Genomic DNA, 20,489 nt, shown 5'->3' on the forward strand with positions numbered 1-20,489 from the left:
AAAACGTGATAATGGGTACGCAGAATCACGTCTTATCCGTTGAGAATTGCTTCACAACCCTGAACTGAGCATTCCGATTGGCTAATATCAGAATGGACAGATGATATCGCCAGTCAGCAACTTAGCGAGCAAATCGCGGGCCACGATACAGGATCGGAGTGAAACCCGGTTCTACCGCAATCCGCAGAAAGTGATATTTCATAGAATTTCTTGGCTGATTGCGTTTTCTGTTTCTTCTCATTGCCTGGGGAGAAACGCGTGATATTTCTTCTTTGATTTCCCTGGCTCTGGTCTATCAACGCTCACTATGCGCCTTGGGCGATCAATGATTCTGACTGATCCAGGTGAGTGGAAATAAGGTTCAGAAATGCGAAATCAGGGATTTGATAAAAGTTTAAAATCTTCTGTTCTGACTGGCTCATCATTTGCAAGAGTATTTCCTGTTCCGAAGGGCACTTGATTCCGATGTGATCTCTGAATTTCTCGGCGAGGTTAAAAAGATCGGTCGGGAGAAATGATACTAAAACCCTTTCAGAATAAGCCATTTGTGAGATTTTAGATTTATTAAACAGTCACCGTTTCTCATACTTTTGAGATGGTGGCTCAATAAATACATATGAGGTTCACATTGAACTAAGGAGGGAAAATGCGGATCGCCCAGGTTTCACCATTGATTGAAAGCGTTCCTCCCCAGACCTATGGGGGAATTGAAAGAGTCGTTTCGAATCTTACAGAATCACTTGTTAAGGAAGGGCATGACGTTACATTATTTGCATCAGGCGATTCAAAAACGACCGCCGATCTGTATGCGGTGGTAGAGCAATCGTTGCGTTTATCTCAGACTCCGCGAGACCCTGAGATCGCTCAGATCATACAGCTGGAAAAGTTGATCCAGATGCGTGATCGCTTTGACATCATCCATTTTCATATTGAAACGATTCATTTTCCACTGGTGCGTCATCTTGACATCCCGCATGTGACCACACTGCATTCCCGCTTAGACCGACCGGATGTCATCTCCCTGTATCAGGAATTTCAAGAAGTGCCTGTCGTTTCCATCTCGGCTGCGCAACGACGGTTTATTCCTGATGCCAACTGGGTCTCGACAGTGTATAATGGAATCCCCGTCAATGAGAATTTCAATGACAGCCCCGGAGATTACCTGCTGTTTTTGGGAAGATTCTGTCCCGATAAAGGTCCGGAAGAAGCGATTGACATCGCTTTGAAATCCAACTTCCGGCTGAAGATGGCAGCGAAGGTGGATGCGTCTGATAAAGCCTATTTCGAATCCCGGATTGCGCCATTGCTGGAGCATCCCCTGATTGAATATCTGGGAGAAGTTGGTGAGCCCGAAAAATCCGAACTGATATGTGGAGCCCGTGCCTTGTTGTTTCCCATCAAATGGCCAGAACCGTTCGGTCTGGTCATGACAGAAGCGATGGCCTGTGGAACTCCTGTGATTGCTTTTATGGAAGGTTCTGTTCCGGAAGTCGTCAAACCAGGAGTGAGCGGTTTTATTGTGGAGACGGTACAGGAAGCGGTGGCAGCGGTTTCAAAGATCAGCCAACTGGATCGACGGCTTTGCCGAAAATATTTTGAAAACCGTTTTACCTGCCAGCACATGGCTAAAGGCTACCTGCAAACTTATCAAAACGTACTCACTGAGTGGAAAAGAAAAGTGAATCCCGGCCACCGCGCTATGAAAAATCAGGAGCATTCTTCGACAGCAACACAGCCTGTAATTTCAAAGGGAATTGCTTTTCAAAAGTGAAGAACAGCTTTGAAGAGCTGTCAGCCTTAACTGGAAAAGAACACCCATGGATGACGTCATTCAGATCGACGATCAGTGGTATTACGCAGCCGGTTCCCAGAAAACCGATTCTCGAAACCAGGTTTTAAAACAGGGAGATACATTTGCTGTTCTTGACCTGCTGGGGGATATCTCCCGTACCGGGCTCGGAGAGCAGGGGGTTTATCACCTGGGGACTCGCCATCTTTCTCATTGGGAACTGCTGATCAATGATCGTCGGCCGATGCTGTTGAATTCTACAATGAAAGAGGACAACAGCGTATTGATGGTCGAACTGACAACGCCTGATATCCATCAAGGTGATCGACTACTGTTACCAAAGGGGCAACTGCATGCTTCGCGTTCCATTATCATTGAAGGCGCCATTCTGTATGAAAACCTGAAGCTGACGAACTATTCAAATGCGCCTCTGGAATTCAATATCAAATATCACTATGCGGCTGATTTTCGCGATATATTTGAAGTGCGCGGCAATCATCGCAGTCAGCGGGGATCGATGCTGCCTGTCGAAGTCAATTGCGATTCCGCCATCCTGAAATATCGGGGGCTGGATCAAATAGAACGCAGCACGGAAATCGATGTCCAGGGGAAAGAGCAAACCGTATCTGACAAAGAAGCGAACATCCACATTGAACTTGAGCCAGGTGAATCCGATACCTTGCGGACCATCGTTGCCTGTCAGAATGATCAGATTCCGATCACGAAACGCAGTCATCAACAGGCAATCCAGCAGGTTTCGAATTTTATCGATCAGTTCAATCAGGAGAGAACCCGAATCGAAACTTCCAATGAACAGTTTAATGACTGGATTAACCGTTCCACTTCCGATCTGATGATGCTGACGTCTGAAACTCCCCATGGTCCTTATCCTTATGCCGGGGTCCCCTGGTTTTCCACTCCTTTTGGTCGCGATGCGATCATTACTGCTCTGCAGACGTTGTGGATTCATCCGCAGCTTTCAAAAGGCGTTCTCAACTTTCTGGCAGCTACGCAGGCTACAGAACTGGATCCTGTCGCCGAATCGGAGCCAGGAAAGATATTTCACGAAATCCGTGAGGGGGAAATGGCGGCATTAGGTGAGATTCCCTTTCGGCGTTATTATGGGACTGTGGATGCTACTCCTTTATTTGTGATCCTGGCTGCTCATTATTACTGGCGGACAGGAGATCTGGAGTTCCTGGAAAAAATCTGGACGAATATCAAACGCGCCATCGCATGGATCGACAGCTATGGAGACCCTGATCGCGATGGCTTTCTTGAGTACATGAGACAGAATGAACATGGATTAAAACAACAGGGCTGGAAAGACTCGGATGATTCCGTCTTTCATGCTGATGGAAAAAACGCAGAAGGCGCCATTGCACTCAGCGAAGTTCAGGGGTATGTGTATGCGGCAAAAAACAGGGCCGCTGACCTGGCAGAAATCTTTGGAGAAAAAGAATGGGCCAGCCAACTGCGGGCTGAAGCAATTGATCTGAAGAGAAAATTTAATGAACGGTTCTGGGTCGATACGATTGGGACCTTTGCGATTGCCCTGGATGGAGATAAAAATCCCTGTGCCGTTAGAAATTCCAACGCCGGACATCTCCTTTATACCGGGATTGTGGAAGAACAGTATGTCAAGCGAGTCGCGGAAACTCTGATGGATGAGGATACCTTCAATGGCTGGGGTATTCGCACCATTTCGCGCGGGGAATTGAGATATAATCCGATGTCCTATCATAACGGGTCAATCTGGCCTCATGATACCGCCCTGTGTGGGGCAGGTCTGTCACGTTATGGATATCAGACAGAGTGTACCCGTCTGCTGGCAGGGATGTTTGATGTCTCCTGCTTTCTGGAATGGCATCGCTTGCCGGAACTCTTTTGCGGTTTTGACCGAATAAGCGGTCATGCACCGACCTTGTATCCGGTGGCCTGTGCTCCCCAGGCCTGGGCCGCTGGTTCTGTTTTCATGCTGCTGCAATCCTGTCTGGGGCTCAAGTTCTATTCCCATCTGTCAGAAATCCGCTTTGAAAATCCCATGCTGCCGCCTGCCATTCAGTGGATCTCAATCAAAAATTTACGCATGGGGGAGGCAACCATCGACTGCACATTGCGTCGGCACCCTCGAGATGTGGGAATGAATGTGGATCGTAAAGAGGGCAATGTGAAAATTGTCCTGGTCTCCTGAGACAGATTGTCGCCCTTAATCATCCGTCTTTCAAATCAGCTTCTACCGAGCTGGAGAATTCCTGCTGCTACCGATTCTAAAGGTACGGGAATTGCGTCAATCAAGATCAGGCACGGCTGGGAAGGGGGCCTCAAATGAAATTAATCCTGTCTGGCAGGAAGTTTATTCATAAAGCTCAAGAATTCCAAACTTGCGGCTGGTTGCAAAGCGTCCGGCCTGAAGGCTCAAGCGACAGTCAAAGACAGCAACAAACTATTGAAATCCTTTGAATAGAACAATGCATACTGGCAACATCCAAAAAAACTCTCATAAACTGGAATGAAATTATGACTCCGATTCCACGATTACAGAAATGGGACAGCACCCTTGATTTATTGAGAGATCCTTATCGATTCATTTCCAGAAACTGTCAGAACGAACAGTCAGATTTGTTTGAGGCAAGGCTGCTGTTGCAGAAAACGTATTGTATGCGAGGACAGGAAGCCGCTCAGGTGTTTTATGATCCCGATCTGTTTAGTCGCAAGGGGGCGGCACCGAAAGCCGTCATGAAAACATTGTTCGGAGAGGGAGGCGTACAGAGTCTGGATGAGGATGCACACAGGCATCGCAAGCAGATGTTTTTGTCGATCATGACGACAGAGCAGATCGAACAGTTAAGAGTTCTGACAGAACGCCAGTTGACGGCTGCGGTACCCCATTGGAAAGATATGTCTGAGGTGCCGCTGTACGAAGAGTTTCAGCGGGTATTAACCATGGCTGTCTGTGAATGGGCAGGCGTGCCCCTGGCAGATTCTGAAGTGCGGTTACGAACTAAGCAGTTGACGTCTCTATTCAATGATGCGGCGAAAATCGGAATGGGACATATTCGTGCACGCCTGGCGCGGCGACAGACGAATGCCTGGATAACGGACTTGATTCAGCAGATTCGAGACAAGCAGGTTTCGCTCCCCGAACATAGCCCGGCATTAAAGATCGCCTGGCATCGAAATCTGAAAAATGAACTGCTGGAGCCACAGGTTGCTGCCGTAGAATTGTTGAATCTTTTAAGACCGGTCGTCGCGATATCCGTTTATATGACGCTCATTGCGCATGCATTGCATTTTCATCCTGGATATCGGGAAAAGCTGAAATCAGGTTCCGATGAATGTGAAACAGCTTTCGTTCAGGAAGTGCGACGCTACTATCCTTTTTTTCCTTTTACAGCGGCGATTGTGCAGACTTATTTTGAATGGAACGGCTATGAGTTTCCTCGTGGAAAGCGTGTGCTGCTGGATTTGTATGGTACAAATCACGACAGCCGGATCTGGAAAGAACCGGATCTGTTTCAACCCGATCGTTTTTTACAACGGGAGCCGACTCCTTATGATTTCATTCCGCAGGGAGGTGGGGAATATGCTGCCAATCATCGGTGTCCGGGGGAGTGGATCACGGTCAGTCTGATGAAGCTGACTTCCCGGTTTCTGACACAAGCAATTCGCTACAAAGTGCGAGATCAGAAACTGGAGATCGACTTTTCTCAAATGCCGGCTTTACCCCGGGACCAATTCGTCGTTTCCTCTGTTCAGGCTATCGGAAGCGTTACGGCGTCACTCTCTCGGTCCCAGCGCGTCCGGATTTAAAAGTTCAGCCGATCCGGGAGTGCGCCCCAATGAAATCGTACCGAATCCGAGTTAACGATAAAGACGTGATTCTATATTAATGTGGTTTATCCATATCAAACATAAACAGGAGATTTATTCATGACTTATACCAGTATCAATCCTTTCACGAACGAGACCCTTAAAGAATATGATCCACTCACACGCGAACAGACAGTCGATGCGATTGAGCAGGCTGGCGAGGCTTTCGATTGCTGGCGGCATACTTCCTTTGACGAACGCAAAAATCTGATGTTGCAATATGCTTCAAAACTGCGAGAGCGGATCGATGAATATTCCAGACTGATTACACTGGAGATGGGGAAACGAATCTCCGAAAGTCGTGAAGAAATTAATTTCTGTGCCGAAATTGCCGAGTTCTACGCCAATGGTGCCGAAAAGTTTCTGGCGGACCAGCCGATGGATGTCGACGATGCTGACGCGTATGTTCAATATGCGCCGATTGGCGTTCTGTTAGGAATTATGCCCTGGAACTTTCCTTTTTATCAGGTCACTCGCTTTGCTGCTCCCAATATCATGGCGGGGAATACCGTCCTGGTAAAACATGCCAGTAATGTCCCCCAGTGTGCACAGGCGATTCACGATCTGTTCAGCGACTGCGGCGCACCCGAGGGTGTGTTCACGAATCTTTTTATTCCCAAGGAATTCATCAAATCAGTCATTGAAAACGACTGCATCCAGGGAGTTTCGCTCACGGGAAGTGATAAGGCGGGTGCCATTGTCGCGGGAGAAGCAGGGCAAAAACTCAAACGTTCGGTGCTGGAACTGGGCGGCAACGATCCGTTTATCGTGCTGGAAGATGCGGATATGAAACATGTGATTAAAATGGCGGTCCAGGGGAGAATGACCAACACAGGGCAATCCTGTGCAGCGTCAAAACGTTTTATTATCGTCCAGAAAGTTGCTGATGAATTCCTGTCCGCTTTTAAAGAGGAAATGTCCAGGCTCAAGCTGGGTGATCCACTGGATCCGGAAACCGATGTGGCACCTCTGTCGACCGAGGAGGCCGCGGTCAACCTGGATGAAATGGTGCAGAAAACCATCAATGCCGGAGCAACAGTGGTACTGGGAGGAGGACGGCCCGACCGTGAAGGCGCCTTCTACAATCCGACTATTCTGACAGACATTACACGCGATATGCCGACTTATGATCAGGAATTATTCGGTCCTGTCGCCAGTGTGTATGTCGTGAAAGATGAAAAAGAAGCGATTCAGGTCGCCAACGATTCGTCTTATGGACTGGGAGGTTCAGTCTACACGAAAGATATTGATCGGGCCCGTCACGTAGCGGAACAGGTCGATACGGGCATGATGTTCATTAATCAGCCGACAAATTCACAGGCAGAATTACCCTTTGGCGGGATAAAACATTCCGGCTACGGTCGTGAGTTATCCCATCTCGGAATTCTGGAATTTGTCAATAAAAAACTGATTCATGCGATGAAATCCTGAGAGACCGTCGACGCGAGGAGCTTCAGCAATAAATTAATAATCACATCAGAGACGAAAGGTAATGACGCTATGCAATCGAGACAAATTCAGCTCACAAGTTATCCCGAGGGACTGCCGACTCTGGATAATTTTGAACTGGTGGAAACAGAACTCCAGTCTCCCGGTGAAAATGAATTTCTGGTTCAAAATGAATGGCTGTCCGTCGATCCCTATATGCGGGGCCGGATGCGTGAAGGTGAGAGTTATGTAAAGCCGTTTCAGATTGGTGAGCCGATGGAAGGTGCCTGTGTCGGCAAAGTAGTCGAATCGCGGCATCCGCAGTATTCCGAAGGGGATTATGTTCTGGGAAACCAGGGCTGGCGGGACGCATGGCTGTCAGAGGGAACTGGGGTGATGAAAGTCGATCCTGAAGCGGTTCCCCTGCAGGCATATCTGAGTATTCTGGGGATGACCGGTATGACCGCGTATGTCGGACTGCTGAAAATCGGCGAATTGAAAGAGGGAGACCGCGTCTTTGTATCAGCGGCTAGTGGTGCCGTCGGGTCGATTGTCTGTCAGATTGCAAAAATTCATGGTTGTTTTGTGGTGGGGAGTGCCGGCTCAAAACAGAAGATTGACTGGCTGAAAGAGAAAGCCGATATTGATGCCGCTTTTAATTACAAGGAAGTGGATGACGTGTCGGCACGGTTGAAAGAACTGGCTCCGGAAGGCATTGATCTTTATTTCGACAATGTGGGAGGGGACCATCTGCAGGCAGCACTCGATAACCTGAATGACTTCGGCCGCATCGTCTCATGTGGAATGATCTCGACGTATAACGATAAGTCACCTCAGCCGGGGCCGGACAACCTGTTTAAAATCATCTCCAGACGATTGCGAATGCAAGGTTTTATCGTCCGCGATCATGATGACATCCGGGAAGAGTTTCAAATCAGAATGACCGAATGGATCCAGGCGGGAAAGATGCATTGGGAAGAGACAGTAACGACAGGACTGGAAAAGACTCCCCAGGCATTTATCGATTTATTTCACGGCAGCAAAATGGGAAAAGCGATCGTGAAAGTGAGTGAATGACGGTTCTCAGCCGATCAGGATTCATGTTTTTTAAGCCAATAGGGATTCAGAATGCATTCCAGAAGCAGGTTGTATCAGACTGGTTTCATGCAAGCCGTTCTGCACTCTCTCCGGACCACGCTGTATTCTGACCGACCAGACTGGCTGTCTGACACTCGCGCATTTCTGCCGGACACTTCTATTTACATGTGTTTTCAGTGTTCAAACAGGGGAATCTGCTGCAAATAAAGCCTGAAAGTTTGGCACATTTTTAGCTATTCAACTGATATTCCAGTTTTAAGTCTACCAACCCTGTCACAGAGTGTAACCAGAGGTCGCAGCCGATGATTGACAACCGAAAAACGACAGTACTGAAGGTCCAGGCGCAAGAAGGGGTGCTGGAAACCATTGGATCAACTCCTTTGATCCGCCTGCGCCGCTATCTGGGCAGTTCCGACGTGGCCCTGTTTGCAAAAATGGAATGTTTTAATCCGGGAGGCAGTGCGAAAGATCGTCCTTCACGTGCCATGATTGAAGAAGCATTTAATACCGGCGAGATTAATTCCAATACCACGATCATTGAGTCTTCTTCAGGCAATATGGGGATCGGTCTGGCTCAGGTCTGTCGGTATTACGGGCTCCCCTTTATCTGCGTGGTGGATGTGCGGGCTCAACCTCAGAATATCGCCATTATGAAAGCCCTGGGTGCGGAGATCGAGATGGTGACGGAGCCGCTGGAAGGCGACTTTCTGAAAGCTAGACTGGCGAAAGTGAGGTCCCTGCTGGAAACGATTCCCGATTCGTTCTGGCCTAATCAGTATGGTAACAGGCACAACCCCGGGGCACATGAAAACGGTACGATCAAAGAAATCGACGAAGCGCTCAATGGTGAACTCGATTATCTGTTTGTGGCGACAAGCAGTACGGGGACCATTCGAGGTTGTCGGGATTATCTGAGGAAGCGTGGTCGAAAAACAAAGATCGTTGCCGTGGATGCCATGGGCAGTGTCTTGTTTGGTGGTACCGCAGGCGAGAGACGCATCCCCGGTCTGGGCGCTGGAAATGTTCCCGAACTGGCAGAAGGTCAGCAGTTCGATGCCGTACGTCGCGTTTCAGATCTGGATTGTGTGGCAGGATGCTGGCGCATGGTTCAGAAAGAAGCGATGCTCGTCGGTGGTTCGGCAGGGGGAGTTCTGGAAACGGTTCGCGCGATGAAACATGAACTGCACGACAAAATCTGTGCGGTCATACTACATGATTCAGGCACTCGTTACCTGGATACGATCTTTTCGCCGGAGTGGGTGGAAAACCAGCTGGGTTATACCGAATCCGAAGTACAACAGCGTCTGGAGAGTAATCTCTGTATTGATTGTGGCCTGCGTGACCGTGGTTTTGCCTTTCACCCTCCTCAGTACTCTGACTTATCCCAATTCTGATGATCGATTTTCCCGATACTGCCCGTGCTTTCATGCGTTCCCGGAGGCGTCAATCAATCCGAAATACGAAAACCCTTTTCGTGTTCGGATCAGACCTGGTGTGAAGGATTGGTTATGACAATGCAATTCGACATCTTGATTTTGGGTTCGGGGCCTGCGGCCACCCGTATTGCTGAGCAGTGCGCGGAGAGATATCAGGTCGCGGTTATCGATTCGCAGGAGATTGGCGGGACCTGTGCGTTACACGGCTGCAATCCAAAAAAAGTTCTGGTTCACGCTGCAGAATTAGTGGACAGGACGCGACGGTCGAAAGGGCAACTGATTGATGATAACAGCCGCGCCAGCATTAACTGGTCACAATTAATCGCATTTAAAGAGACATTCACAAAACCGGTGACATCTCAAAAGACAAAAAAGTTTAAAAAGAAAAACATCAGCATTTTCCAGGGAGAGGCTCGATTCACGGGATTAAAAACCATCGAAGTCGATGGTGCTGAACTCGAAGGTGAAAAAATTGTGATCTGCACGGGGGCCAGACCAGCGCCGCTGAAGATTACCGGGGAGGATTTAATCACTCACAGCGATCAATTTCTGCAATGCAACCGCTTACCAGCGGAGCTGATTTTTATTGGAGGTGGTTATATTTCATTTGAATTTGCTCACGTGGCGCAGCGTGCAGGTTCAGCAGTCACAGTAATGGACCACAACGAACAACCTCTGAGTGGTTTTGAACCTTCTTTAGTCGAGAGGCTTGTGGACTATTCGCGTACCCTGGGAATCGAATTCGCTCTATCTTCGAATGTGCAGTCCTTAGTCAAAAATAAAAACAGGAAACTACAACTGACCGCGAAACAAAAGGGGATGCAGAAAGAGTATTTTGCAGACATGGTCGTGCACGGTGCCGGTCGCGTCCCGGCGACCGAGGGGCTCGATCTGGAACAGGCTGCGGTAGAATATGATGAAAAGGGAATCAAAGTCAATCAATTTATGCAGAGCATTTCCAACGCGCATATCTATGCCGCCGGAGACGTCGTTGACACTGATCAACCTAAACTGACCCCCGTTGCGAATCAGCAGGCCTATACTGTTGTGAAAAATATAATCGAAGGGAATCATGCGACGCCCGATTACGGAGTGGTGCCTCGCGTATTGTTTAGTGTGCCTCAACTGGCGTCGGTAGGGATGGATGAAGCGCAGGCCAGTGAAGCAGGATACGATTTCAAAGTCCAGACTGATGACATGAGCAGCTGGGGTTCGCTCCGTAAAGTGGGAGTCACCTGTGCTGCATATAAGATTCTCATTGAAAGGCAGACGGATCAGGTTCTGGGAGCGCACCTGCTCGCCCCTGATGCTGCAGAAACCATCAATCTGTTTGCGCTGGGTATGAAGTTCCGCCTGACCGCAACAGATCTCAAATCGGTCCTGTTTGCATTCCCCACATCCGCATCAAATATTCGAAACATGATTTGAGTGCAATCGATTCCGGCAGATTGAACGTATCGTATGAAACGATCCTCACCTGCGCGGTGGATCACAGGACACCGAGCATGACATCCAGAAAAACCTTCTGGAAGTCCAATGTAGGCAATCAGAGTGCGGGCGTAGTCCAGAATGTGACCATCGATCCACACCACGCACTGTCAAATAACAGCCTCGCGAACAGGGAGGCGACGATCATCAGACCGATGGTCTTGGGCAGTTTCAGGAACTTGACATTGATGAAGCCAGACAGGGCCGCCAGAGCGATTCCCGATTGATCAATCGGAAATCGTTCTCGTTATGCATTGGCTTTCATTGTGACTGTTTCGGTTTCCCCCTGTCTAACGCGTGGGGAGTTTCCGGCTATGGGGCTCACCGAAATCCTGTCGTACCTGCTGGCGTATAATCTGATTCGATTCAGAATGCTGCAAAGTGGCATGGCAACAGGTCGAGATCTGCACTCACTCTCGTTTACTATAACGCAACAAATGCTGGCTGCAAGTTGCTTGCTGGGAGCCGTCATGAAGACGACCGAGGAATTATCCACACCCGGACAATAGATCCTCAGCAGAGAATGTGTGGGTCATCGCACCGGACGAACAGAACCCAGAGCGAATAAACGTCGAATAAAAGCGCTAGCTCTATTGAAGCCACCAAGATACCATTACTATCAACAACGGAGTGTGATCGTATAAACGCAAAACTTTTTTACCAAAACAGGCAGTGCGAATTGAGGCAGGATTCTTTTCTTATTGAGTCCTCACCCCTTTAGTTGCTATCACATGAGCGAGGTCGATTATTTAAGAGGCAGCCTGCCACGCTGTACCGTCTGGTGTCTGGCAATGTTATTTTGCTGAGTCATAAAAAACGGCACACTTCATAACAAAATGTGCCGTCTGTTATTTCTTTAATTCAATTACGATGAGTTAGTTCTGAAGAAACAATATTAAAATCCAACTTGAAGCGTTGCGTTTCCAGTAGATTGGACTAAGGCTGCTTTAGAACTACAATTCGGATCATAGTTACAAGTAATTCCGTAAAGAGATGATGTACCTCCCAGCACGCGAAAAAAGGTACCAGGAGCAATTGTTTTAACCGTGAAGGTATCTCCTGATCCGTCTTGATAATCATATGGAAAACCACGCTGGTCGCTGAATTGTAATGACCAAGGGCCTGTTGCAGTGGGGCCCGTATACACTGAATAACTGTATGTAGATACCATTCCATTATTGTGACTCCACGACCCATAGATTCGGATTTTTACTGGAACGGCAGGTGCTCCCGGTGGGTCACTAGTGAATAAGAAGATGCCCGTTGCCCCTACACCTGAGTAACTATATGAAGAATCTAAATAAGAATTTGCTGGGTCATTAGCATTGGCAAGCCCATGTCTTTGATTAATTGCCGCAATATCCACAATTTGTAAATTATCGGGGTTAAAACTGATCTGATTACTTGTGTAATCATCAATTCCTGCTTGTGGAGTAAAAGCAGCTCCACTGCTGTTTAATGCGGCTAGTGTACCATTGGTAACAACATTAAAGCCGATATCTGAATCAGAATTTGCATACTGATCCGTCACGTACAATTGAAAGTCATGATATGCTCTGAGACTGCTAAGTGACAGATCTCGTTGGAAAGAATAGACCGGAGTCTGAGCATTCACAGTAGTTAATGATGAAAGAGTTACTGATACAGTCACTAACCAGAAACATTTGAAGAGTTTCATGTTCTTCCTTCCTCTTACTTGATGAATGTGCATATATGGAAACGTTATGGTCACCATGCTGAGTGTACTAGCGTTGCGTTGTCAGTCAAGTTTAGTTTTTGAACCAAGGTGAAAAAATGCTTAAGATCATTATCTGAAAATGAGTAGGTGATTAGAAAGAGTGCAATCCAGAAACGAATTACTTAAATGATCCAACTAGTCAACCCCGCTTAAACCGAGTAGGAATAGTATGCAAACGACCGAACAGGTTTTCGAGGACATTCACCGCAGGCATGTGGCATTTCAGGCACTGGTTGTCCAGAGTTTCCTGTGAGCAGGCGGGAGCGTGTCCTTTTAGCTCGCGATGAAATATTAAGTAGATCTCTCGATAGTACTCAGGATCTCTGCTAGCCTGCTGATGGATATTGTGGCAGGTAGTGCAGTCGAATCCTAATGACTTGTCGGCAGGCAGCTTCAGCTCATCCTGTTTGAAAAAAAGCCGCTGAAGCCTACGAGAAACTGAAGCGGATTTATCCTGAGAATCAAAATAATATCCGATATATCGGCGCACTGGCCCGCGTAGCCGCCCGCAACGGAGATGTCAAAACCGCAAAACAACTCCACCAGAAACTGGCAGAATATCATCGGCAACGTAAACAAAAATGAGCCCGGCTTATTTTATGGTCGGGCCCTGGAGACACTATTGTTAAACTGGATACCGTCCAGAAAGTATGTCAAATGCTTTTATAGAGCGAGCGATTTTAAAAAGTGGCGTCAATTCAATAAACCGAAGGAGGCTTCTCAGTAGCGCGATTTCAGATTGGAGGAAGAGAACATAGTGGCTCAAATCTTATTACAACTAAGTGAAAGACCGTATTGAATCAATTGTGGGGATCAAAAGTGAATGAAGAGATATCAAGACATCAGGCAATCATTTCCTGAATCACCAGGCCGCCAAACTGACTGAGCTGTTTAAAGCGTCCCGCATGGAGGTAGGTCAGCTTATTGTCATCCAGGCCGAGAAGATGCAAGAGTGTGACGTGGAGATCACGAATCGGGTGTACGCATTCAACTGCGCGGGCCCCGAGTTCATCGGTGGCTCCGACGACTCCCGGCTTCACACCTCCGCCCGCCAGCAACATGGTCATCGCCTGATTATTGTGCCCGCGTCCGAGGGAATAGACGCCGCCCCGTTTATTGTTGTCCGGGGTCCGGCCAAATTCTCCCGTCCAGATGACAAGCGTGTCATCCAGCATGCCGCGGCTTTTCAGGTCGCGGATCAGGCCCGCCATCGGTTTATCGACGCTTTTGATTCGCGAGGAGTGCCCACGTTCCAGGTAATCATGGCTGTCCCAGCCGCCGCTGAAGATCTGCACGAAGCGAACCCCGTTTTCGACCAGTCGTCGCGCCATCAGGCACTGGCGACCAAAGCCACTGGTCTCCGGTTCATTTAAACCGTACATTTCCTGCGTGCGGGCTGTTTCACGGGAAAGATTCAGGACATTGGGGACTTCTGTCTGCATGCGAAAAGCAAGTTCGTAGCTCTGCATGCGGGCCTCTAGTTTCTGATCCTGTACGCCGAGCGTTTGCAGGTGGTCGGCGTTCAGTCGCGACAGTTCTTCCAGTGTGCGTAGCTGGTGTTGACGCGATTTGAAACCCGGGGCGGCGAGGTCGAGAATCGGAGAGCCTTCCGGACGCAGACGCGTTCCCTGGAAATGGGGAGGCAGAAATCCGTTACTCCAGTTGGTGGGACCTCCCTGGGGCAGCGCGAGTTCGGTCATCACGACGTAGCCGGGCAGGTTCTGATTCTCGGTCCCGAGACCGTAGGTCGCCCAGGAGCCGAGAGCAGGATCACCGCCGAGACGACTGCCGGTATTCATGTGGAACAGGGCTTCCGGGTGATTCAACGATTCCGCCTGGCAACCACGGAAGTTACAGAGTTCATTAGCGACGAATGGATCGGACAGGTATTTCCATTGGTCACACATTTCAATTCCCGTGTCAGCAGGTTTTTGAAACCCAAATGGGCTGCCGACGAAAAACTTGAAGCCTTTTTCCAGGCCGCCGGTCAGTTTGGATTCCTGTTTGTGCAGGCGGGTCAGATCGGGCTTGGGATCGAATGTATCCATCTGCCCGGGACCTCCTTCCATGAAGAGCATGATCACGTTTTTGGCCCGGGGGCGGTGCTGTGGCGTTTTCTGAGTCAACGGTCCTGTCTCGCTGGCAGCTGCAGACTGTTCTGCGCCGAGCAGTGAAGTGAAGGCAAGGCTCCCCAGAGAGGCACCCAGGCTGAAGAGTGCTTCCCGACGTGTCTGGTGTGGTATCGTGTGCATGATCTGAATTCTATTCTACGTACATGAACTCGTTAGAATTGAACAATAACAGGCAGAGATCTGCCAGCGCCCGTGTCTCTGTGGAAACATCTGCCGGTTTTTTGTCTGACAGGTAGTGGGTGAAGACAGGCAGGATTTCCTGGTATTCGAAAGGCTGACCCGAAAACTCTTCGACCAGCGAACGCGTAATTGTCTGGGGGTAACGGTTTGGTTCAGGAACCACATCCGCATGATATTCCCTCATGTCCGTGACATACTGCTTGAGTCGACTCCGTTCCTGCTCCGAAGCAGATCGTCCCAGTGCCAGGCGAAAGGCCCGGTTAACCTGTTCGGGAAGTGTCGCGTGTTCCTGCTGCAGTCTCAAGGCGAATGCGATGGAACGATCAATCATCTGGTCACTATTGAGCAGGGTAAATACCTGGGGAGTGACCGCCGCTGATTCACGCAGTTCACAGGACTCATTGGGATTCGGTTGGTTGAACAGTTCCGTAAACGGATCGGCCTGGCCACGAACATGGTAGGAGTAAATTGTGCGTCGATTCCGTTCTGCCGGCGTGGGTGATGGCTGATATGCGGGAGCCAGAGAGAACTGAATCATTCGCGGCTGCAGCGCGACCTCCATGTTGATTTCCGGCATAACGGGGACTCCTCCCGCGGATTGTACCAGTTCGCCGGTGATTTTCAGGATTCCGTCGCGCAGTTCTTCTGCACTCAGACGTCGGCGTGGAAAGCAGGAAAGGAGTCGATTATTCGGGTCTGTCTGAGTCAGTTGCTGTGAGTCAACCGGGATGGAACTCCGCCGATAGACTTCGGACAGCATGATCTGACGATGGAGGCGTTTAATGCGCCAGCCATGCATTACAAAATCACCAGCCAGCCAGTCCAGCAGTTCAGGGTGAGTCGGTTTGGCTCCCTTGGCACCAAAGTTGTTTGCATTCGCGGCCAGGCCGGTTCCGAAATGATACTGCCAGATTCGATTCACAATGGCACGCGTCGTCAAACCATTATCGGGGTGAGCGATCCGGCGGGCCAGTTCCGTCCGCCGCCCCTCGGTGGCTGCGGTTATCAGGCCGGAATTCGCAGTGGAGCTGTCGGCCGGGATAGAAACGGCACTGAGTACACCCGGCTGTACGACATCGCCGCGGGCCTCCAGGGCACCCCCTGTCAGAATATGATTGACGACCTTCTGTTTCGCTGGCTTGCGTTTGATACGCAGCTTACGAGCGCCGTTCCAGGGCATGGTATAACGCTCTGCGTTAAAGACACTTTGTGCCATGGGCTGATACCGTTCGAGTCGGCGGGTCCAGATCCACTCATCCTGTTCGCGGACCTTGAGTTGTCCCTGCTCGACGTGATCCAGACCCACGTGTCGGGGCGGTTTTTTGTCGTCGGGGAGATCACGTCGTTCTGCTTCATTCTTGTAGGGCAGATCATGTTCCCTGAACCAGGCACGTGCCGCGTCTTCCCGTTTTTGAATGAGCCGGTTCTTCTCCTGGACGGCGAACTGCAGCATGCGCTCCACATGCGCTTTCCCATTTTCAAAGCCGTCCCGGTTTTCGCAGGAGAGTAGAGGGACGGGACGCTCCGCCATGTGTGTTGGGGAGAAGGCGGCGTAAATCCGGTAATAATCGCGGGTGGGAATTGGATCAAACTTGTGATCGTGACACTTACAGCAGCGAAGGGTCTGTGCCAGGAAAGTCTGTCCGGTGATATTTACAAGATCGTCCAGGTACATCTGCCGGGCTGCGTCCGGTTCGACCATCGCATTGTCCCAGGGTCCCAGACGCAGAAACCCGGTCGCGATAATCCACTCGGCTTCCTGGTCGGTATACTTACCCGCTAGCTGGGCTTGATGCACCGTCTTCCGGTCACCACCGGTTCGCTTTGCCACGGACCTGTCGGCCAGTTCGTCTCCGGCCAGTTGTTCGATAATGAATTCCTGATATGGTTTATCATTATTGAAGGCACGAATGACATAGTCCCGATAACGCCACATATTGGAGCGTTCAAAGTCGTTCGACATTCCCCCCGTGTCAGCATAGCGGGTTACGTCCAGCCAGTGACGCCCCCAGTGTTCTCCGTAACGCGGACTTGCCAGCAGGCGGTCGATGAGTGCTTCCCAGGCCTGCTCTGTATCCCGGGAGTAAGCGGCGATAAAGTCATCGATTTCAGAAGGAGCAGGGGGCAAGCCGGTCAAGTCATACGAGGCACGGATGATCAGCTGACGCGGTGACGCTTCCGCTGCAGGGGAAAGATCTGCCTCAACCAGTTTCTGATTGATGAAATAATCTATGGCTGCGTTCGCGGAAACTTCCTCAGGCAACAGATCAGAGGCGGGTCTGACTTGCTCAAAAGCCCATAGGTCTGCCGGTTGATAACGTCGATTGGTCCATTCCGCAGAAGTTCCCCCGCTGGTGGAGACGATTCGCCCATCTTCTTTAACGGCGACAGCGGCTGCAGATTTGTGAATCTGAGTCTGTCTCTCGAGACTGGGCCACGGGGCACCGGCTGCGATCCATTGGCGGATCTGTTTCGTTTCCTCGTCTGTCAGACGGTCATTTTCCTTGGGAGGCATCTCCAGGCCTTCCCAGAGAACAGCCTGGTACAGCGAGCTCTGTTCAGGATTTCCGGGAATCAGCGAGGGCTCTCCCGATTCGCCTCCCGCCAGCAATCCTGCGCGGGATAACATATTGTATTCACCGCGAATGTCCTGGGGATCTGTACCATGACAGCCAAAGCACTTGGTCTGCAGCAGGGGCAGGACCTTGAGTGTGAACTGTTCGTCTGCTGCATCGGGAGTCTCGCCAGCAGTTAAATATGCTGCCGACAGGAGAACGAAAAGGCAGGTCAAAGGTTGCAGGAATTTTGAGATTCCCGGGAGACTCACAGCATTCATCTGCAGGCATTGCCTAGGGCTTTCCATGTTGGTAGATCTCCTGAATCTCTTCTGGTGATAAGGCGCTGGAGAAGAGAATTAACTCGTCCAGCGCACCATTCAGATTGCGGATCGCGAAACGCTGACCGGGGAGTGTTGGCGATGACCAGTTCCCGATAGAGGCTGCTCCGAAGCGGGTTGTTGCAGGTAGTTGTTCCGGCGGTACTTTGTGCCTGCTCAGAATGGTGCCGTTCAGATAGTGAGTGATCGTACTCGTCGCGAGATCACAGGTTACGGCCAGGTGAATCCATTTCCCGTTCAGCGAAGGGTTCCAGAACGGGGGGGATAAGGCTTTGAAATCGGTCGGCCCTTTTTCGCCGCGATCGACCGGACGAATTGAGAAGTAAAGCTGACCGGTATCCAGAATCTGCCAGTGGGGTTCTCCCTTATCGTAGCTGTCCGTCAGGAACAGGGAGTTGTACCAGCGGTCGAGGCTGTCGATCTTAACCCAGGCTGCAAAGGTGAGTGACTCGTACTCGCCGGGAATCTGAACACGGACACGATCTGCAGGCTGTTTGAATTCCAATGCCCGTTTGGCATCCCAGCGGCCGGGGACTTCGCGTGCTCCGACGATGGCACCATCGAGATCCTTTTCAAGCGGAAGTGTATTGCAGACGAGACGCCGTTCCCAGTCCCCCGGTTCTGCAAACGAGTAATAAGCGATCAGCCGCGAATCTTTACGCAGCGCCTTTGACCAGGCGCGCCACCTTTCATAGCGGGCAGACTGAAGCTGTTGGTCTTTGACTTCCAGAGAAGAGATATCGAGAAATTTCTCCGGTTCCGGTTTCTTCTCTCGATATTCTCCTCCGTCAGTCAGGACCAGTGCCTGCCCAGTCGTCAAGCGTTGTATTCTGCTGGAAGGATCGTGTAGTTCGACTTCGCCGTCAAAGACTTCGACATCAGTACCGGCATCAGAAACAGCAAGCCCGAATTCGGTTCCGAGGTCCACCACCGTCAGGTCATCCATTTGCAGTGTGAAACCACGCGCTGCCGGAGGAACATGGGCTCGGAGCCTGCCTTTGTGAACACGCGCCTGAGTCGGAGATTGCAGCTCAATGTGCGCCGGTCCTTCTACAATCAGGGTGGCTCCACAGAGAAACTCGATCTGGGCGTGTCCCTCATCAAACTGAAACGAACCGCGCGGGAGTGCCTGTCCCACCTCGATCTGGGGCTGCGAGTCAGGCCAGCGCACATCAACCAGTCGCGTCAAAAGTGCGACACCTTCAGAAGTTGCTTCAGCAGCCGGGTCACGCTGGCTCGGCATCGAGGGGGGCACCGATTGTGTTAATGGACTGCCTGTCTCCCGATATAAAATCCAGCCCGTCAACAGGCAGACCGTGAACAGCAGCAGGGATACAGCCAGTTGATTCCAGGCACGCGTCTGCCGGAAACGTGGCTGGACTGCTGGAATTACAGTAGTTCCGACCGGAGCTGAATTTGTGTCGATTTCTGTTGCTCCGGTATCAGCTTCCTGGTGCAGGGCCGTCGTTAACAGCTGCATCTGGATAAAGCGGCTGCGGGCTGCGGAATTCGTCTTGAGCAAGGTGCGCAAATGTTCGATGCCCTGGTCGTCAAGCGTACCACATTCCCATTCGAGCAACAGTGAGTCGATCTCGTTGACATCAACCATTTGAACCCCCCACCAGTCGCTTTTCGACGCACTCAGCCAGTTGTCTGCGAATACGTAATAACGAAACTTTGACGGTTCCTGCCGACCGGTTTAATGTTTCAGCGATGTCGCTTACCGGTTGCGACTTGAAGTAACGCTGTTTGATCAGGCTTTGGTGAGACTCGGGCAGTTGTTGCAGGCATTGTCGAAGGGCAGTCTGGAAGGAACCGAGCCGTTCGGCTTCTCGTTCTGTTTCTTCGGCGAGCGTCTGAACCAGTTCTTCGTTCAGCAGCATGCGATCTCGTTTGTGATCGCGGAGATGCGCCAATACCTGGAACCGTGCAATCGAGAAAGCCCAGGGTAAAAAAGGACGCTGTGGATCGAATTCAGCGAACTTTCGCCAAAGAACGAGGTTCGTTTCCTGGACGACGTCCGCCGACCGGCTGCGATCTCCGAGCAACGAATAGATGTATCCATAAAGTCGGTTCTGATGTTCGGTCAGGAGTTTGACAAAATGTTCGGTGTTTTGAGTCTGTTCCATGAATACTCTCCAAGGGGTACTTACCGCGAAATCAGAGTTGGTTACAAAAAAACGGTCAGACTTTTGATATTTTGATGGAAAATCGGTAAGTAACAGTCTGACCACAGGTTCCCCTGTAACGAGTCAGGCACACAGACTGGTATTTTAACAAAGAGAACTGTCAGTTGATTCAGAAGCTTCCCTGAAGAGAGTCAGAAACCGCATTTGATGAAGTGTATGTTCAGTGTAAGTGAGAGGCGTAAGGCAATCTGCTCGTGGGAGATCGAGTCTGATTCATCTTTCATTAACTGTCTGAACTGTCT

The 20,489-nt window shown here is 50.2% G+C and carries 14 protein-coding genes; 9 read left to right on the plus strand and 5 right to left on the minus strand.

The annotated features are described in order from the left end of the window. Window positions 1-646: 646 nt before the first annotated feature. The 9 genes from GmarT_RS09295 (at window position 647) to GmarT_RS09335 (ending at window position 11,621) form a co-directional block, all read left to right on the plus strand. Window positions 647-1,771, plus strand: a complete 1,125-nt coding sequence (locus GmarT_RS09295) for a glycosyltransferase family 4 protein (protein ID WP_002649089.1) — start codon at window positions 647-649, stop codon at window positions 1,769-1,771. Window positions 1,772-1,817: 46 nt separating this feature from the next. Further along, on the plus strand, window positions 1,818-3,983 hold the full coding sequence (locus GmarT_RS09300; RefSeq protein ID WP_002649088.1) for an amylo-alpha-1,6-glucosidase: 2,166 nt from the start codon (window positions 1,818-1,820) through the stop codon (window positions 3,981-3,983). A gap of 326 nt (window positions 3,984-4,309) precedes the next feature. Further along, window positions 4,310-5,602, plus strand: coding sequence for a cytochrome P450 (locus GmarT_RS09305; RefSeq protein ID WP_002649087.1), 1,293 nt, complete (start codon window positions 4,310-4,312; stop codon window positions 5,600-5,602). 120 nt (window positions 5,603-5,722) lie between these two features. Beyond that, a complete protein-coding gene (locus tag GmarT_RS09310) occupies window positions 5,723-7,093 on the plus strand; it encodes an NAD-dependent succinate-semialdehyde dehydrogenase (RefSeq protein WP_002649086.1) in 1,371 nt (456 codons plus the stop codon). 69 nt (window positions 7,094-7,162) lie between these two features. Next, window positions 7,163-8,167 carry an NADP-dependent oxidoreductase gene (locus tag GmarT_RS09315; RefSeq protein WP_002649085.1) on the plus strand — a complete coding sequence of 335 codons (1,005 nt, stop codon included), beginning with the start codon at window positions 7,163-7,165 and terminating at the stop codon, window positions 8,165-8,167. Between the two features lie 323 nt (window positions 8,168-8,490). Then, complete coding sequence (gene sbnA, locus GmarT_RS09320; RefSeq protein ID WP_002649084.1) at window positions 8,491-9,582, plus strand: 2,3-diaminopropionate biosynthesis protein SbnA; 1,092 nt, start codon at window positions 8,491-8,493, stop codon at window positions 9,580-9,582. Window positions 9,583-9,696: 114 nt separating this feature from the next. Continuing rightward, on the plus strand, window positions 9,697-11,052 hold the full coding sequence (locus tag GmarT_RS09325) for a dihydrolipoyl dehydrogenase family protein (RefSeq protein ID WP_044240132.1): 1,356 nt from the start codon (window positions 9,697-9,699) through the stop codon (window positions 11,050-11,052). A gap of 77 nt (window positions 11,053-11,129) precedes the next feature. Beyond that, window positions 11,130-11,339: a hypothetical protein gene (locus GmarT_RS09330; RefSeq protein WP_002649082.1), complete on the plus strand. Its 210-nt coding sequence runs from the start codon at window positions 11,130-11,132 to the stop codon at window positions 11,337-11,339. Between the two features lie 87 nt (window positions 11,340-11,426). Then, a complete protein-coding gene (locus GmarT_RS09335) occupies window positions 11,427-11,621 on the plus strand; it encodes a hypothetical protein (protein WP_002649081.1) in 195 nt (64 codons plus the stop codon). A 386-nt stretch (window positions 11,622-12,007) separates the two neighbouring features. Here GmarT_RS09335 and GmarT_RS09340 read toward each other — a convergent pair whose 3' ends face one another. The 5 genes from GmarT_RS09340 to GmarT_RS09360 form a co-directional block, all read right to left on the minus strand. Continuing rightward, window positions 12,008-12,790, minus strand: coding sequence for a hypothetical protein (locus tag GmarT_RS09340; RefSeq protein ID WP_149302564.1), 783 nt, complete (start codon window positions 12,788-12,790; stop codon window positions 12,008-12,010). Between the two features lie 902 nt (window positions 12,791-13,692). Continuing rightward, complete coding sequence (locus GmarT_RS09345) at window positions 13,693-15,102, minus strand: DUF1501 domain-containing protein (protein ID WP_002649710.1); 1,410 nt, start codon at window positions 15,100-15,102, stop codon at window positions 13,693-13,695. A 10-nt stretch (window positions 15,103-15,112) separates the two neighbouring features. Continuing rightward, a complete protein-coding gene (locus GmarT_RS09350) occupies window positions 15,113-18,025 on the minus strand; it encodes a PSD1 and planctomycete cytochrome C domain-containing protein (RefSeq protein ID WP_230682350.1) in 2,913 nt (970 codons plus the stop codon). Beyond that, window positions 18,012-19,667: a LamG-like jellyroll fold domain-containing protein gene (locus GmarT_RS09355; protein WP_002649708.1), complete on the minus strand. Its 1,656-nt coding sequence runs from the start codon at window positions 19,665-19,667 to the stop codon at window positions 18,012-18,014. Before GmarT_RS09355 ends, GmarT_RS09350 begins: the two co-directional genes overlap by 14 nt. Further along, window positions 19,660-20,187 carry a sigma-70 family RNA polymerase sigma factor gene (locus tag GmarT_RS09360; RefSeq protein ID WP_002649707.1) on the minus strand — a complete coding sequence of 176 codons (528 nt, stop codon included), beginning with the start codon at window positions 20,185-20,187 and terminating at the stop codon, window positions 19,660-19,662. Before GmarT_RS09360 ends, GmarT_RS09355 begins: the two co-directional genes overlap by 8 nt. Window positions 20,188-20,489 lie beyond the last annotated feature (302 nt).

The sequence above is a fragment of the Gimesia maris genome (genome assembly GCF_008298035.1).
Classification (GTDB): domain Bacteria; phylum Planctomycetota; class Planctomycetia; order Planctomycetales; family Planctomycetaceae; genus Gimesia; species Gimesia maris.

What these genes read in the sequence shown, in the direction of transcription:
- GmarT_RS09360 (WP_002649707.1), bottom strand. Translation starts at nt 20,187, where the DNA reads ATGGAACAGACTCAAAACACCGAACATTTTGTCAAACTCCTGACCGAA.
- sbnA (WP_002649084.1), top strand. Translation starts at nt 8,491, where the DNA reads ATGATTGACAACCGAAAAACGACAGTACTGAAGGTCCAGGCGCAAGAA.
- GmarT_RS09345 (WP_002649710.1), bottom strand. Translation starts at nt 15,102, where the DNA reads ATGCACACGATACCACACCAGACACGTCGGGAAGCACTCTTCAGCCTG.
- GmarT_RS09330 (WP_002649082.1), top strand. Translation starts at nt 11,130, where the DNA reads ATGACATCCAGAAAAACCTTCTGGAAGTCCAATGTAGGCAATCAGAGT.
- GmarT_RS09355 (WP_002649708.1), bottom strand. Translation starts at nt 19,667, where the DNA reads ATGGTTGATGTCAACGAGATCGACTCACTGTTGCTCGAATGGGAATGT.
- GmarT_RS09300 (WP_002649088.1), top strand. Translation starts at nt 1,818, where the DNA reads ATGGATGACGTCATTCAGATCGACGATCAGTGGTATTACGCAGCCGGT.
- GmarT_RS09305 (WP_002649087.1), top strand. Translation starts at nt 4,310, where the DNA reads ATGACTCCGATTCCACGATTACAGAAATGGGACAGCACCCTTGATTTA.
- GmarT_RS09295 (WP_002649089.1), top strand. Translation starts at nt 647, where the DNA reads ATGCGGATCGCCCAGGTTTCACCATTGATTGAAAGCGTTCCTCCCCAG.
- GmarT_RS09325 (WP_044240132.1), top strand. Translation starts at nt 9,697, where the DNA reads ATGACAATGCAATTCGACATCTTGATTTTGGGTTCGGGGCCTGCGGCC.
- GmarT_RS09335 (WP_002649081.1), top strand. Translation starts at nt 11,427, where the DNA reads ATGGGGCTCACCGAAATCCTGTCGTACCTGCTGGCGTATAATCTGATT.
- GmarT_RS09350 (WP_230682350.1), bottom strand. Translation starts at nt 18,025, where the DNA reads ATGGAAAGCCCTAGGCAATGCCTGCAGATGAATGCTGTGAGTCTCCCG.
- GmarT_RS09315 (WP_002649085.1), top strand. Translation starts at nt 7,163, where the DNA reads ATGCAATCGAGACAAATTCAGCTCACAAGTTATCCCGAGGGACTGCCG.
- GmarT_RS09340 (WP_149302564.1), bottom strand. Translation starts at nt 12,790, where the DNA reads ATGAAACTCTTCAAATGTTTCTGGTTAGTGACTGTATCAGTAACTCTT.
- GmarT_RS09310 (WP_002649086.1), top strand. Translation starts at nt 5,723, where the DNA reads ATGACTTATACCAGTATCAATCCTTTCACGAACGAGACCCTTAAAGAA.